We start from the raw sequence: 15,089 nt of genomic DNA on the forward strand, positions 1-15,089 counted from the left end.
CTTCAATTTTTCTGTTTTCTTTTAAATGCAAAAACGTGTTGCTTTAAATTGTCGGAAACAGCAGTTCTTATATGATTTTTCAATTAGCAACTTTTGATATTTTTCTAAGTATTTCTTTATCTTCGCCAAACTTGCATATTGCATCACAGTTGTTTTTTAATTCGGAAAACAATATGTAGAGTATTTCAATGTTGTTATTTTTTATAGATGGTCTTTGTAGTTGTAATAAAACGTCTTTTTCTCGATTATCCGGAATGATGAGATATAAAGACGGAGGATTTTTTTTAAAGGAATAATGCAGGTCGGTGAGTCTTAATATTCCTGAATATATAGAGGTGCTCTTTTCTACTTCAAAAGCGCAAGCGATATTGTCTGTGTCTTTGTCAAACCATACAGCATCAATCAATCTGATAGTTTTGTATGTATCTTTTGCGACTTTTAATTCAGGAAATTTATTAAGGCTAATGAATGATAAACTGTTACCATTGTGACATTTTGAACGGTCATTTGAAGCTGCGATAACATCATAGCCTATAGCTCCGCCAATGGTCATAATGTGATATTGCATTTCTGTATGGAGATCTTCTTCCTCCATTTCGTTTATTACTTCTTTGTGCCTTTTTTTGAGTTTCTTATCTATTTTTACTCTCTCTTCATCAGAAATATGATCGTTGCTAATTAATAGTTTCTTTTCTCCAACATCAAATAAAAGACCTGCAAAAGCGCCTAAATCATTTGATAATTCAAATTTCAATTCATTGTTTTTTTCAATTATAATTTCTCTCATTCTTAAATATTCAGCCCATGAACCGAGCTTAACTTTATCTTTAAATAGTGAATTAAAACCATTAACAATGGCGGTATTGCAAGGTGGTATAATTGTCGGGTGTAAAAAATACATAATGCTTGCAACCGCAGGGCCTAAGCCTTTAATTTTTCTTTTGTCGAGTAAGATTATTTCTTTAAGTAGTTGCTCTTCTTTTGTGGCATTTATACATTTTTCAAGAAACTGGCCAAAAGCTAATTTGTTTTCTTCATTTTCATAGATATCGGGTATTCGTAATTTTGGTTTCCAATAAAAAGGATGTGAAGCACCTTTAAATATTTGCTTTTGCTCCGTAATGCAGTTCAAGACAAACTCTAAGGATGAGCCTTTAAAGTCATTGCCAAAATTACCATTCTTTATATCCTTAATGACATTAAATACGCCTCTTCGAATAGTACGAAATGCTTTTAATCTTTCATCATTATTTACAAACCAACTGTTATATACGGTTTCTTTATCTTCTTTATAGTTTTTTATTATTAACTTTAAATCTTGATTCATAATTTAAATCTCGTTGGTTTGTTTTTACATGGCCCTGTTAATAGGCTAAATATAGATGGCTAGAGTAACTAAACCTAAACGAAACTACCTTTAGCGAACTACTACACCTTTGCGCTTTATTCTATTCAATACGAATTGTTGCCTTGATAATTTTTACTTCTTTTTGTGTGCGACCTGAGCGGCTACCTAAAGCTTCTATCGCGGCTAATGTGGTATCTAAGCCTTCAACCACCTCACCAAAAATAGTATGTTTGCCGTCTAACCAAGGGGTTGCCTTAAAGGTGATAAAAAACTGACTACCATCGGTATTCGGTCCAGAATTTGCCATACTCAATAACCCAGCTTTATCGTGGCTTAACGAGTCGTCAAATTCTCCAGCATACTTATAACCTGGGTTACCGGTACCGTTGCCTAATGGATCACCACCTTGTGCCATAAACTGTTTGATCACGCGATGAAAAACTAAGTCATCATAAAAGCCTAATTGTGTTAAATACATCGTGCTTGTTGCATGCATTGGGGCTGTTTCAGGAAATAGCTTTACCACTAATTTTCCTTCGCTAGTGTCTAAATCCCAGAAATATTGTGCTTCAGGGTTAAATTCAACTACCTCAGGTTTAACTAATTGGGTTTTCCAATGGTCTTGGCTCTTATCTATTTTTTGTTCTTCGACATAAGTATTCACCGCTTTCATTGCCGGATCTGGGTTAAAACATCCGGTTAATGTCAGTAATAACATAGTAATTATGTAGATGTGTATAGATGATAAGTAGCTTCTTGGCATGTGCTTTCCTTTAATATTGATTGCTGCGTGCTTTTAGCAGCAATTAAGTCTAACAATAGGCGACAGGGTAGTTAATTCTGTGCTGTTGAGCAATAGTAATTTTAAAGCGAGGTATTAGGCTACGTTTAAGCGTAATTTTTATTCTACTGGTTTTAATGAATCCATATATACCCTTGAAGTATCATGAGTATAAATTGCACGCCGTTGTGGGCTAAGTTTAGCTTGGTCATTTAAGCTGATATGTCCGTTGATAACTTCCACACCTAATGAACGTAATGGTGCCAAATAATCAGGAATAGCATAACTTGCTGAAAACTCATTGAGTAACGAGGTAAATATTTTGCTTTTACTTAACTCGTCTAGCTTTTGAGATATTTCAGTAGCACTGAGGTAACGATCAAAACAGCACGCTTGTAACTGTGCTAAGGCTAGATCTAACGAGTAGGGCGTAGCGGTATTTTTGGCTAATGTTCTTAGTGCAATATCAGCTTTAAGCCAATACAGTGCACCACTCCAATAAATGCGCATAAAATTACGATTTTCACCGATGTGATCACTGAGGTAATCTAGTCTTTGATGAGCATAGTTTTGCTGTTTATTACCACGCTCGAAACCTTCATAAAGTTTTTGCCATAGGGTTTTTTCGTCAAACATACCCACCCTAGCCTGAGTGATATTTTGGTAGTAACTGGCTAAACCTTCTGAAAACCATCTCGCATCACCAGCATCATAAGGTATAAGTAAATGACTAAATTCATGATAAATCGTCCAGTCTGCTTTTAAGGCCTCAAGGTTACTATTGATATTAACCACTAAAGTCACTTCAGGCGGTGAATATCTATTAACTTCCCCCCAAGGCACCGCACTCTTACCGCCATGACTAGCTTTAATAATAGTGACAAAGTCTTCAACCGGCAATTTGCCATATACTAGCCGTAAGGCTCTACGTGCGTGGCCAACCCAAGTGTTAAGTTGAACTTTTTTATGCTCGGGGATACTGCTAGCAAAGTGAATATTATAAGATTGGTCAATACCATTTGTTGTTGTTTTTGGCTCGTTTTCTTTGAACTCATGTCCTTCGAACCTAGGGCCTAGCTCATGCGAGTTGGCATTCATGGTGGTAAAGCCAATAATAATCACGCTAAGCCAAAGAACATGAGAAGAAATTGCATGGTAACGCTTGAGTATATTCATAAGTGAGTGGCTTCTCCTTTGCATTATTTATTAATTTATAACCTTATTTTCTGCAAGAAGGCAGTAGCTTTGCATTTATAATCTATCAAGCGATTGCAGGTGCTCAATATAATATGGCTATTAGCTTGTAAATATTTACTGCATATTGCAACTTCAGCCATAACGAGTGGTAAGCTAATGTGTTCGGTGCAAAATCGCAAGTTCATATGATTACAGCTTAATTGTTGATGACTTCACTTTAACAACAATAATGTAATTAAGTTTGTCTGTTAGTTCTCAAGACTAAGGTAATCAAGTAAGCTACTATTTATCTGTTCTTCATTTTTGTCATCACTTTATGTCAACTCAATCTATTTTAATTACCGGCTGCTCATCAGGTATAGGTTTACATGCTGCGCTTACGTTGTCGGCACGTGGCTATCAAGTATTTGCGACAGCGCGTAATCCGCAAGATGTTGCTGAGCTGCAAGCTAAAGGCTTAACTGCTTATCTACTTGATTTAACAAGCACTGAAAGCATTACACAAACGCTTACACAAGTACTTGAAAAAACGGGTGGCCAGTTAGACTTTTTATTTAATAATGGCGCTTATGGCCAACCTGGTGCGCTAGAAGATTTACCTACACAGGCACTAAAAGCGCAGTTTGACACTAATGTTTTTGGCTGGCACGAACTAACCAAGCAAGTTATCCCGGTGATGCGGCAACAAGGTCATGGCCGAATCATTCAATGTAGCTCAGTATTGGGTTTTGTTTCCATGGCCTATCGTGGTGCTTATAACGCCTCCAAATATGCAATAGAAGGGCTAACGGATACTTTAAGGTTAGAATTAAAAACGGCTAATATTGCGGTGGTACTATTACAGCCAGGTCCTATCAATACACAGTTTCGTGCTAATGCCTTAACGGCATTTCAAAGTAATATTGATATAAACAACAGTGTCCATAAAGCACAATATCAACAGCAAATCGAGCGTTTAACCAGTGAAAAATCAAATGCAGCGTTCACGTTAGAGCCTATTGATGTCACTAAAGCACTGATTCATGCTTTAGAAAGCAAGCGCCCTAGATTACGCTATCGCATTACTACACCAACTAAGATTTTTTCGGTGCTTAAGCGCTTATTACCGGGGCGTTGGTTAGATCAGTTATTAGCAAAAGGCTAGTTTCAACGGCTGTCGTTTCTTAGGCTCTTAGAGTAGTAAGCACAACGTTAGCCACCGTTTTTTATTTAGTGCTAAGTAGTAATTTAGAAGGAATATTATTATGAAAGAATCAATGGATGAGCTTAAGGGCGAAGTTAAAGCAAAATTATTGTATTGGAATAATATCAAAAGTAGCAAAGTTAAAGTACTACTCATTGTGCTTTTTTTAGGCTTGATCGGTTTAAAAATCTTTACCACAGTACTAACTTTTGATTGGCTAGTAAGCTTATTTAGTTAGGTCTACGCCTACGCTTTATATCTAAATTAATATGCTTGCTCAAAATATAAGTGCAGTTTGTTATACCAAGTTTATTCAGTATTATTATTTATGAGGTTTTTTCTATAATCGCCCGGTGTTTGCTGGGTGAGTTTATTAAACCAACGATAAAAAGATCTTGGTTCGGTAAAGCCCAGTTCAATACTGATTTCATTCAGGTTCAATTTACTTGCGGCTAAATGTGTTTTTGCTAACTGAAGTCGCGTTTCATCGAGTACGGCTTGAAATGTTATCCCTGACGCTGCTAAGCGCCGTTGCAAGGTTTTAGCGCTCATAGCAAATTGCTCGGCAATGTCTTGTTGATGAAAATTGCCGGTTTTAAGCGACTTCGCTATGCTATTTTTTAGTTGAGTCGCCATATCGGTTTCTGTTGTTAGATCAGAAATTAATGCTTGAGCATGACTCTCCAGTGTTGATAGCAGTTGTTGGTTACCTTTATTTAAAGGTAACGATAATAAAGTTTTGTCAAAAACAATGGCATTTTCTGCTTGCCCGAAACGGATAGGGCATTTAAATACGGCTTGATATTCATTTTGCTGACTCAGTGCGGGTTTTTTTCGGCTGAGCAGTATTTCACTTGGGTTACTGGCTTGGTTGACTAAATAACGCGCGAAGGTTAACCAAGAGCCAAGACAATTGTCGATCATGTGGCGTTTAACGTTTGGCTCTGTAAATTGGCAGTGCCAACTAATTTTTACCTTATCACCTAAATCGGCAAAGTTGGTGGTACCCATATCACCAACCAATTTTTCAAACGGTTGAATTTTGGTGATAGCTTGCCCTAAGTTTTCACAATTCATTGAGATATAGCCCAACACACTATAAGAGCCGGGCTGTACATGTTTCGCCGTGTGTAAACCAAATAAGTCATCAGAAGATTGCTCAAGTAATAAGGCGATTAGCTGCTGAAAATGTAGCCCAGAAATATGTTGGCTATTATCAGAAAACAGCGCTAGGTCTAAGCCAATACGTTGATAAATATCATCTATATCAAGCTTTTGCTCAGCGGCTAATTGCAAATATTGTTTAACTGCCGGTACTGAGGCTTGCCCTAGACTTTCACCTAAGTTAGTTAATGAGCTGTTTTCGGCTGCTTTTACTTTGGTCATATTGGTCATGAACTATGTTGTTAGCTACTTTTCAGTGTTTTAGGGCTGGGGCTAGACAATTTCAGACTTGTTTAGCTTTGTCCTAAAATGTCACCTTGACTGTCTTTTTAGGACATTTCGCCCTTACATGCTTCGTTTTATCATAACTAAGAGATAACTAACAGTGAATTAATCGCAAGGTAGTAACATGAGACGTTGGAATGGTTGGGGTGATGAAAGTACCTCGATGGATTTACCACAATCCGCTGGAACATTTTTAAGCCAATTAGTGGGGCAAGGAAAGCGTCTATCGGATGTTAGTTTAGCCGAGGTGATTAAAACCGTGCCTCAAACACGCCTAACAGCGCAGCCATTAATATCAATTGATGCTGAGCAACGTGTTCGTCACGCAAAAGGGCAGTCTTTGCCTGATTGGTTAGCCATGCACAGTGGGGAAATACATTGTTTTCCTGATGGGGTTTGCTTTCCGGAAAATTGCCAAGATGTAAAAGACATTTTGCGCTACGCAAAAGCGCATAATGTTGAATTAATTCCTTATGGCGGCGGCACTAGCGTTGTGGGCCACATTAATCCTAAAGTGTCTGAACGAGCGGTGTTAACCGTTAACATGAGCCGAATGAACCAACTGCTGCATTTGGATGAACAAAGCCAAATAGCAACTTTTGGCGCCGGTACACCGGGCCCGATGGTTGAAGCTCAATTATTAGCGCGTGGCTATACTTTGGGGCATTTTCCACAATCGTTCGAACTTTCGACGATTGGTGGTTGGGTTGCTAGTCGCTCAAGTGGTCAACAGTCATTACGTTATGGCCGTATTGAGCAATTGTTTGCTGGCGGCAATATTGAAACCTTTGCCGGTTCTCTTGATGTACCAACATTTCCAGCTTCATCTGCCGGCCCCGATTTACGTGAGTTACTTTTAGGCTCAGAAGGGCGCTTTGGTATCTTAACGCAAGTGAAAGTGCGGGTAAGTAAAGTCGCTGATGTGGAAAAATTTTCCGTTATTTTCTTTCCTAATTGGCGTGCTGCCAGTCAGTTTTGTCAAGAAAGTGTTCAGCAGCGTATTGCCTTATCAATGCTAAGAGTGAGCAATTGTGTTGAAACCCAAACTCAGCTTAAGCTTGCCGGTCATGAAAACTCAATAAAATGGCTTGAACGCTATTTATCTTTGCGTGGCTGTGGCGATGAAAAATGTATGTTGACCTTTGGTTTAACCGGCAGCAAGCAACAAATTTCAGCCAGCAAAAAGCAGTTAAATCGTTTTGTGAAAAAATTCAGCGGCGTTAGTACCGGTGAGTTATTAGGTAAAAAATGGCAAGCCAATCGTTTTCGCTCGCCTTATCTTCGTGAAGCGTTGTGGCAACAAGGTTATGTCGTGGATACCTTCGAAACGGCAACGGACTGGGGCAATGTTGATAATTTAATGGCCAAAGTGGAAGCAGCAATGCGTGATGGCTTAACCGATGAAGGTGAAAAGGTCCATGTATTTACCCATTTATCGCATGTTTACAGTCAAGGTTGTAGTTTATACACCACCTACCTTTATCGAAATGCCGACTCTTATCAAGCGACGCTTGCTCGTTGGCAAAAACTAAAACATCAAGCCAGTGAAATTATTGTGAATAACGGCGGCACTATCAGCCATCAACATGGTGTCGGTAAAGATCATGCGCCTTATCTCGCGGTAGAAAAGGGTGAATTAGGTATGAAAGTACTAGAAAGTCTAGCGACGCATTTTGATGCTGACCAGCAATTAAACCCAGGCACATTACTTGAGTAGTATGGGGTTATTGCCTGAGGATTGGCCAATATGAACAGAGCAGATAACGTTAATCAGCACTTAGTCCATGACAGCAACACTGAAACAGTTAAGCTCACTATTGCTGAGCTTGGCCATAATGTTTTAATGACTCGCGAACAACGTATTAGCGAGATTAGTGCAGCGTCTTGTTGGGATATGGTGATTATTGGCGGCGGTATTACCGGTGCTGGCATATTGAAACTCGCCTGCCAAATGGGCCTGAAAGTGTTATTACTTGAGCAAAAAGACTTTGCTTGGGGTAGTTCAAGCCGTTCGTCAAAAATGGTTCATGGTGGTTTACGTTACATGGCGCAAGGACAGTTGGCATTGACCCGAGAGTCAGTGACTGAACGTCAACGCTTACTTGCACAGGGCGAGCCTTTAATTAGTAAACAAAGCTTTGTCATGAGTCATTATAAAACAGTCTTTCCGGGCCCTAGGACATTTAACACCTTGCTGTCTTGTTATGATTTTATCGCCGGTGCAAAGCAACATAAGTTTTGGCCAAAATCTTCGTACTTGGCATTGGCGCCAAAAGTTGCAGAAACTGACTTACTCGGCGGCACGCAATTTTTCGACGCCTTAACCGAAGACGCTCGACTAGTGCAACGATTGCTCCAAGAGTCATTACATTTGGCTGGACAAGCCCTCAATTATGCCAAAGTGACTAACCTTGCTGTTGGTGCTAAAAATAATCAAATTACCGTTGAGTTGGAAGAAAGTGAACAAGCGATAACACTCAATGCCAACGTGGTGGTAAATGCTTGTGGCGCTTGGTCTAAGCTATTAAAAACCAATGTATCAAAAAAGGATGTATTAGATACCGGTGAACGCTCATCGGGGCTAAGTAAAAGCACTGGGCAACAAGCTAAAAACACTCGTTTTTGCATGCGACCGCTACGTGGCAGTCACTTGGTGATAGCGAATTGGCGTTTACCTGTCGCCAGTGTTATTTCTGTTCAGCATCCAATCGATAAAAGGCCGGTGCAAATCTATCCTTGGCAGAATGTCACTATTATTGGCACCACTGACGTTGAGCACCAAGAGGATATGTCGTTTGAAGCTAAAATTAGCCAAGAAGAATTTGATTATTTACTGGCGACAGTTAAACAGCAATTCCCCGATGCTAATATTACTCAAAACGACATTATTTCCACCTTCGCTGGTGTTCGCCCCGTTACCAGCACAGGCGCTTCGCTCGACCCGTCAAAAGAAAAACGAGAGCATCATATTGAGCAACATCAAGGCGTGATTACCGTAACCGGCGGTAAGTTAACTACCTTTAGATTGATTGCCGAGCAAGTATTAAATAAGGCTTGCCAGCATTTGGCAACCAACAATAATCGGCAAAAAGTAACACTAACTAAAACGCTTGAAATTGCGGGCCAGCAACCGATATTATCTCAATTTTCGTGGGCTTTATCGTCATCCATTCAAGCGCATGTGCAGCAGCAAATACAAGCCTGTTATGGCGAGTTTAGTCAGGCATTTGTTAATGCCAGTGAAAAAACACACTGTTCTCCAATACGCTATAGTCGACATTTATGGGCCGAATTGATTTGGTCAGTGCGCTTTGAACAAGTACAACATCTTGATGATTTACTGTTGCGACGTACTCGGCTTGGTAATGTTTTACCCGAAGGTGCACGTGAGCAAATACCGCAAATTAAAGCGCTTTGCTCTCCTTATTTATCGTGGAATGAAGCAAAATGGCAAGCAGAAATAACTCGATACCTATCCTTATGGCAACAGTCCTATAGTTTGCCTGCGTGTGAAATTAAAGCAGAGCAAGGCAGTTTATGAAAAATACCCGCTCAACAATAAGCGCTTCAACAGTAAATCAGAACAGTAATTCTCGTGATGATTTGATTTTAACCATAGATAACGGCACGCAAAGTGTTCGTGCCTTGTTATTTGATTTACAAGGAAGTTTGGTGGCTAAAAGCCGAATTGAACTTGAAGCCTACTTTTCTGAAAATCCCGGTTGGGCCGAACAAAATGTTGATTATTTTTGGCAAATGTTAGGTGAATGTTGTCAACAACTTTGGCAGCAAAGCGAGGTGATTGAAAATGGTTACCGTGAAAAAGTCACCGCGGTTACCATTACCACACAGCGTGGTACGGTAATTAATTTAGATAAAAATGCTCAAGCGCTACGCCCGGCCATTCTTTGGTTAGACCAACGCTTATCTCAACCCACTAAAGCTATGCCTTGGTACTGGCGGGTGGCATTTTCATTGATAGGTCAAGGTAAAGTTGTCGATTATTTTCGCCGTAAAGCACAAGCGAATTGGTTGCAACAGTATCAGCCAGAAGTTTGGCAAAAAACCGATAAGTTTTTGTTATTATCTGGCTTTTTTACCCATAAATTAACTGGCCAGTTTAAAGACTCAATTGGCAGTATTGTTGGCTATCTGCCTTTTGATTACAAAAAGCAAGCGTGGGCCAACGCTTGGGATTGGAAATGGCATGCCTTACCGGTGAAAAGGTCAATGCTGCCAACGTTAGTTAAACCAGGCGAAAAACTTGGTGAGATCACCGCCGCCGCTGCCAAACATACCGGTATAGCGGCAGGCACAAGTTTAATCGCCTCAGCGTCTGATAAAGCGTGTGAAGTGCTGGGCTCAGGTTGCATTAGTCCTGAAACGGCGAGTTTAAGTTATGGTACTACCGCGACCATAAATACCAATAATGTTAACTATGTTGAGCCGCAAGCATTTATTCCTCCTTATCCTTCGGCTATACCTGACAATTTTAATAGTGAGGTGATGATCTATCGCGGCTTTTGGATGGTCAATTGGTTCAAACAAGAATTTGGCCAAAATGAAATAGATAAAGCGCAAGTGTTAGGGGTTAGTGCTGAGAGTTTATTTGATCAACTTGTTGCGCAAGTGCCGCCAGGCTCGATGGGACTGATGTTACAACCTTATTGGTCGCCGGGTTTAAAAAACCTTGAAGCAAAAGGCGCGATTATTGGCTTTGGTGATGTCCATACTCGCGCCCATATTTACCGCTCTATTTTAGAAGGGCTAGCGTATGCCTTACGAGAAGGTAAAGAAAGTTTAGAAAAACGCCAAAAATGTAAAATTACCCGCTTAATTGTCTCCGGTGGTGGCTCACAGTCTGATGCTGCTTTACAACTGACCGCTGACATTTTTAATTTACCCGCACATCGTCCACATACTTTTGAAACCTCAGGTTTAGGTGCGGCGATTAATGCCGCGGTCGGGCAGGGCTATTTTGCCAATTATCAACAAGCAACAACGGCGATGACTCGTATCGAGCAAACGTTTTTACCTAATCAAGCCAATGTTCAGTTGTATAACAAATTGTATCAGCAGGTTTATCGAAAAATGTATCGGCAACTGAAACCCATTTACCAAAACATTAAAAAAATAACCAGTTACCCAGAATAATAACAACAAGCAGGTTAATTTGTCAGGCATTGATAAATTGTCATAAATTAAATTTAGCATGTCATAAGTATTGAAATTGATCGTAAAAATTATAACAACAATTAAATATCAGTAGGAAGGAGCTTAATATGATTTACACCCGTCGAAAATTTATCAAAACCCTAGCGGTAAGTGCTGGCGTTGTCGTGACCTCAAGCTTAGTCGGTTGTGGTGGTTCAGATAAAAAAACTGCTGTGGTAACACCTGAGCCAGTTGAACCGAGTATTTTAGATGGCAGTCAATATTTTCCACAGTCTGTGGTATCTGGTGACCCTAAAGCCGACTCCGTTATATTATGGACCCGTGTTGATGATGGCTCAGGTACTGATACTTCACTTATATTACAAGTGGCCAATGATGAAGCGTTTGCAAATTTAGTAGTTGAAGAAAGCTTTGATGCCTTAGCTGCCTCTGATCATTGTTTAAAAATTCGGGTAACTGAACTCGAAGCAGGGCAACATTACTATTATCGCTTTATTTATCAAAACGGCGGTAAAAACTATGCCAGTCGCACCGGCCGAACAAAAACTGCTGCGGCAATTGATAGTGACAGCAAAGTAAAGTTTGCCTATGTTTCATGTCAGGATTATATCGGTCGTTATTTTAATAACTACTTGTCACTACTTGATAATGACGATTTAGATTTCGTGGTGCATTTAGGTGATTATATTTATGAAACTACCGGTGATGCGTTATTCCAGTCAGCAGGTGGCGCCCGTAGCATTGAGTTTACTGACCAAGAGGGTGTGTTAACTTTAGGTGTCGGCGATAACAAAAGCCAAGCGGCGAACAGCTTAGATAACTATCGTCAGCTTTATAAAACTTACCGCACAGATGAATTATTGCAACGTGTCCATGAGCGTTTTCCGATGATAGCGATATGGGATGATCATGAGTTTTCTGACGATAGCTGGAGTGATAGGGCTACTTACCTTGATGGCGCCGGTGATGAACAACAAACCCAGCGTAAGAAAAATTCAGAAATGGCTTATTTTGAATATATGCCTATTGATCACGAACAAGTGCATAGCGCAGCCGAATTAGCGGCAGGTACATTAGCTATAAGTGATGAACACCTATTCCCGAATACCCGTATTTATCGTGACTTTCAATTTGGTCAACATCTACATCTAGCCATGACAGATTTTCGTACTAATCGCCCTGATCATATTTTACCTGAAGATGCTTTTCCAGCGACCGTTGCGATGGACCAAGCAACCTTAAGTGGCTTTTTGTTAGGCACCGGCATGGCACAAGCACAGGTTGATGGCATTGTGAGCCAAATGTCACCGTATGTGAATATAGATGACGCAGCTTTTGCGCCATATAAAGCAACATTTTTAGAAATTTTTACCGGCCTCTACATGCAAGAGTTACTTGCACGAGTTGAAATGACAGAAACACAAGCTTTAGCAAAAGCGCAGCAACGTGCGGTCGCCGCGATACAAGGTAATTTAACCACCAGTTATCTGAACCAAGTATTGAGCACTGCACAAGCAAGCTTACCGAATGATCATCCGATCCAAATGTTACCAGCATTAACTGAAACGGGCGTTGCACAGGGACTCGCTTTTTATACTATGGGTAAAACCTCGCTATTTAACTTTATTGGTAGCCGTTATCTTGTGGTGAAAGACACCTATGACATTTACGCTGGTTATTTAGAGTATGTGGCTAATTTACAAGGCAGGTCAGTACAAAGTGGTTTTGACGCGGCGCAAACGGCATGGCTTGGACAAACCTTCGCTACGTCAAACAGTACTTGGAAAATGTTAGGCAGTTCAGTGTCGTTTTCACCGCTGATTTTTGACTTATCAGCGAGTCGAGCGGACAGTGGCTTAAGCTTACTGGAAGAGGTACTGAATTCTGATGCTATTCCTGCGGCGTTAAAACAACGTTTTTACTTAGAAGCTGACCAATGGGATGGTTTTCCACAATTTAAATCCTCGTTTGTTGATAATGTTATGAGCCAATTTGGCGTGATCAGTTTAGGCGGAGACGTACACAGTAGTTATGTTACTGAGCATAAAGCGAATAACGTAACGGGTAAGCGATCATTTAACTTTACGACTTCATCGGTATCGTCAGGTACGTTCGGTTCATTTTTAGAAAATGGTATGCAGCAAATATTCTCACAATTGGGTGATGTGCCTGAAGCACTTAGCGATTTACCGTTCTACTTTGATCCGCTAGTGCGCAGTGCGACCAAACGTGATGATATAACTGATGACATGGTATTTTCTCGGATGTGGGAACATGGCGTTGCTATTGTTGAAGTTGATGCCGAGCAGGTATTAGTTAGCTTTCATAACACGGGTAGTGAATTTCATAACATGGATACGGTGACTCGTAACTACTATCACGATGCTGAAAGCTTTCTCTCAAAAGTTCGCCTATATCAATTTAAAGTCAACGACGGGGTGTTAACACAGCTATAGCCTTTTAGTTTTTCATAAAAATAAATAAAAAGTTCGCACCTGCGAACTTTTTTTGATCTAACTAATTAAAGCAAATATCAGCAAGTAATTAAGGCAGTAAATAGTGCAGAAATTAACGCAGTAAATAGCGTAATGATTTTAGTGCTTAGCAATCTTAGTTAAATAAACTGTTTAAAAATCAATCGTTTGTTTAATTTTTGAGCGTCCGTATATTTAACACATTGTAAGTAGTTAAATATTGCTGGTTTATTTTTCTTTTGATAAACAATGGCTTGTGATATTGGCCTTATTTTTGCTTGTAGCGTGGTAGTTGTTATAGATGACTAATTTATAAGTAATATATCTTAAGTTCTTAAACTCCATTTTATTTGAATTATTGCCTTTGTATTAGAAATAAGGATGTACCATGTTAAAGAAAGTATTCACTACAGTAATATTACTTTGTGTTAGTTTATCAATGACGTTATCTATGTCAGCCAACGCAACATTAATAAATGGAATTAATGGTAGTTTTGATGTGTTTGGAATCGGTGAAACCACTTTAAACTCTTCAGGGGAAGTAATCGAAATAGACTTTTCGCTTAACAATTTTGGTTTGCGACCTCAGATTATCACGGGCGATTACCTGAGTTATTTCGATAACGATACAGTATTTACTGTTAAAACCCCACTGACTTTAAGTGACATCGTTGGTAATATTTTATGGGAAGTAGAAGGCTTTACTTTTACCGGGACTTCAGTTCGCAGTAATGGTAAAGTTGGTGGCTCAACAGGAGTTTACATTATTGGTGATGTTTCACATGTCGATTTTACGACGACAGAAACCGAGTGGTTTTTCTCTACTCAAGGCCTAGTGAATAATGCAAAAACATTAAAAAGCTTTTCTTCAACGATAACTTCTCCGGCGCCAAGCCAAGTACCTGAACCGGGTACTTTAGTTTTACTTGGTCTAGGATTAATGTCTTTTGGTTTTAGTCGTAATAAAAAAGCTTCATAACTTATTGTAAGTTTATTTTCCTGCGGTGATTCATGCCGCTGTTATCTTAAGCACTATATTTTTATAGTGCTTTTTTTATATCTATAATCTTTGCTTGAAGCGGCTATCATTTTTATCTTGCAGTTTTGAATAGCAAGTTAACTAAATGATTTGTCGTTAATAAAATCGTTTTTGCTCTTATGTTTCAAAATTTAACCGACAACTTCAATCTTGTGAGCCTTACTTTATTTTTAGTAAAAGTAAAAGTAAAAGTAAAAATGGAGCTAAGTGTGACTACGTTTAATGATTGATGTTAGTTTTCTTTATAGTTAATTTTTAAAGGGATACAGTCCAGTTCGCTTTTCTGAAAAAATGACAAACGCTAGACAGTATTGCCCATCACGTTAGCAAACGTAAAAAACTCAAGTTCTTGTAATCGTCGCTATCATTTACAGCAGCACAAAAATAATATCCAAATGGCAGCTGGTTATGAGTTTTTACATAGCCAGAGCTCATTTCTACCG

At 39.4% G+C, this 15,089-nt stretch carries 11 protein-coding genes; 7 read left to right on the forward strand and 4 right to left on the reverse strand.

The features are described from left to right. Positions 1 to 79 precede the first annotated feature (79 nt). The 3 genes from FGD67_RS18740 to FGD67_RS18750 all read right to left on the reverse strand — a co-directional run bounded on the left by FGD67_RS18740 (position 80) and on the right by FGD67_RS18750 (position 3,305). The gene (locus FGD67_RS18740; protein ID WP_257172560.1) at positions 80 to 1,327 is read right to left on the reverse strand and encodes a hypothetical protein; all 1,248 of its coding nucleotides are present in this window, start codon (positions 1,325 to 1,327) and stop codon (positions 80 to 82) included. 121 nt (positions 1,328 to 1,448) lie between these two features. Beyond that, entirely contained in the window at positions 1,449 to 2,111 is a 663-nt protein-coding gene (locus FGD67_RS18745; RefSeq protein ID WP_257172561.1) for a peptidylprolyl isomerase, read from the reverse strand. Between the two features lie 138 nt (positions 2,112 to 2,249). Then, positions 2,250 to 3,305: a hypothetical protein gene (locus FGD67_RS18750; RefSeq protein ID WP_257172562.1), complete on the reverse strand. Its 1,056-nt coding sequence runs from the start codon at positions 3,303 to 3,305 to the stop codon at positions 2,250 to 2,252. 337 nt (positions 3,306 to 3,642) lie between these two features. Here FGD67_RS18750 and FGD67_RS18755 point away from each other — a divergent pair, with 337 nt between their 5' ends. Next, positions 3,643 to 4,470: an SDR family oxidoreductase gene (locus tag FGD67_RS18755; protein ID WP_257172563.1), complete on the forward strand. Its 828-nt coding sequence runs from the start codon at positions 3,643 to 3,645 to the stop codon at positions 4,468 to 4,470. Positions 4,471 to 4,570: 100 nt separating this feature from the next. Beyond that, on the forward strand, positions 4,571 to 4,747 hold the full coding sequence (locus FGD67_RS18760; protein WP_257172564.1) for a hypothetical protein: 177 nt from the start codon (positions 4,571 to 4,573) through the stop codon (positions 4,745 to 4,747). 71 nt (positions 4,748 to 4,818) lie between these two features. Here FGD67_RS18760 and FGD67_RS18765 read toward each other — a convergent pair whose 3' ends face one another. Continuing rightward, positions 4,819 to 5,895, reverse strand: a complete 1,077-nt coding sequence (locus FGD67_RS18765; RefSeq protein ID WP_257172565.1) for an AraC family transcriptional regulator — start codon at positions 5,893 to 5,895, stop codon at positions 4,819 to 4,821. Positions 5,896 to 6,082: 187 nt separating this feature from the next. On the opposite strand from FGD67_RS18765, the gene FGD67_RS18770 reads away from it, so the two are divergent. The 5 genes from FGD67_RS18770 (at position 6,083) to FGD67_RS18790 (ending at position 14,586) form a co-directional block, all read left to right on the forward strand. Further along, a complete protein-coding gene (locus FGD67_RS18770) occupies positions 6,083 to 7,675 on the forward strand; it encodes an FAD-binding oxidoreductase (RefSeq protein WP_257172566.1) in 1,593 nt (530 codons plus the stop codon). A 30-nt stretch (positions 7,676 to 7,705) separates the two neighbouring features. Beyond that, a complete protein-coding gene (locus FGD67_RS18775) occupies positions 7,706 to 9,499 on the forward strand; it encodes a glycerol-3-phosphate dehydrogenase/oxidase (RefSeq protein ID WP_257172567.1) in 1,794 nt (597 codons plus the stop codon). Continuing rightward, entirely contained in the window at positions 9,496 to 11,112 is a 1,617-nt protein-coding gene (locus FGD67_RS18780; protein ID WP_257172568.1) for an FGGY-family carbohydrate kinase, read from the forward strand. Before FGD67_RS18775 ends, FGD67_RS18780 begins: the two co-directional genes overlap by 4 nt. Before the next feature lie 128 nt (positions 11,113 to 11,240). After that, positions 11,241 to 13,589, forward strand: coding sequence for an alkaline phosphatase (locus FGD67_RS18785; RefSeq protein ID WP_257172569.1), 2,349 nt, complete (start codon positions 11,241 to 11,243; stop codon positions 13,587 to 13,589). A 406-nt stretch (positions 13,590 to 13,995) separates the two neighbouring features. Beyond that, a complete protein-coding gene (locus FGD67_RS18790; RefSeq protein WP_257172570.1) occupies positions 13,996 to 14,586 on the forward strand; it encodes a PEP-CTERM sorting domain-containing protein in 591 nt (196 codons plus the stop codon). Positions 14,587 to 15,089: the final 503 nt, after the last annotated feature.

This window comes from Colwellia sp. M166, from assembly GCF_024585285.1.
In the GTDB taxonomy this organism is placed as follows: domain Bacteria; phylum Pseudomonadota; class Gammaproteobacteria; order Enterobacterales; family Alteromonadaceae; genus Cognaticolwellia.

Excerpts from the sequence above, each read along its gene's own strand:
- FGD67_RS18740 (WP_257172560.1), bottom strand. The coding sequence starts at position 1,327 with ATGAATCAAGATTTAAAGTTAATAATAAAAAACTATAAAGAAGATAAA.
- FGD67_RS18745 (WP_257172561.1), bottom strand. The coding sequence starts at position 2,111 with ATGCCAAGAAGCTACTTATCATCTATACACATCTACATAATTACTATG.
- FGD67_RS18750 (WP_257172562.1), bottom strand. The coding sequence starts at position 3,305 with ATGAATATACTCAAGCGTTACCATGCAATTTCTTCTCATGTTCTTTGG.
- FGD67_RS18755 (WP_257172563.1), top strand. The coding sequence starts at position 3,643 with ATGTCAACTCAATCTATTTTAATTACCGGCTGCTCATCAGGTATAGGT.
- FGD67_RS18760 (WP_257172564.1), top strand. The coding sequence starts at position 4,571 with ATGAAAGAATCAATGGATGAGCTTAAGGGCGAAGTTAAAGCAAAATTA.
- FGD67_RS18765 (WP_257172565.1), bottom strand. The coding sequence starts at position 5,895 with ATGACCAAAGTAAAAGCAGCCGAAAACAGCTCATTAACTAACTTAGGT.
- FGD67_RS18770 (WP_257172566.1), top strand. The coding sequence starts at position 6,083 with ATGAGACGTTGGAATGGTTGGGGTGATGAAAGTACCTCGATGGATTTA.
- FGD67_RS18775 (WP_257172567.1), top strand. The coding sequence starts at position 7,706 with ATGAACAGAGCAGATAACGTTAATCAGCACTTAGTCCATGACAGCAAC.
- FGD67_RS18780 (WP_257172568.1), top strand. The coding sequence starts at position 9,496 with ATGAAAAATACCCGCTCAACAATAAGCGCTTCAACAGTAAATCAGAAC.
- FGD67_RS18785 (WP_257172569.1), top strand. The coding sequence starts at position 11,241 with ATGATTTACACCCGTCGAAAATTTATCAAAACCCTAGCGGTAAGTGCT.
- FGD67_RS18790 (WP_257172570.1), top strand. The coding sequence starts at position 13,996 with ATGTTAAAGAAAGTATTCACTACAGTAATATTACTTTGTGTTAGTTTA.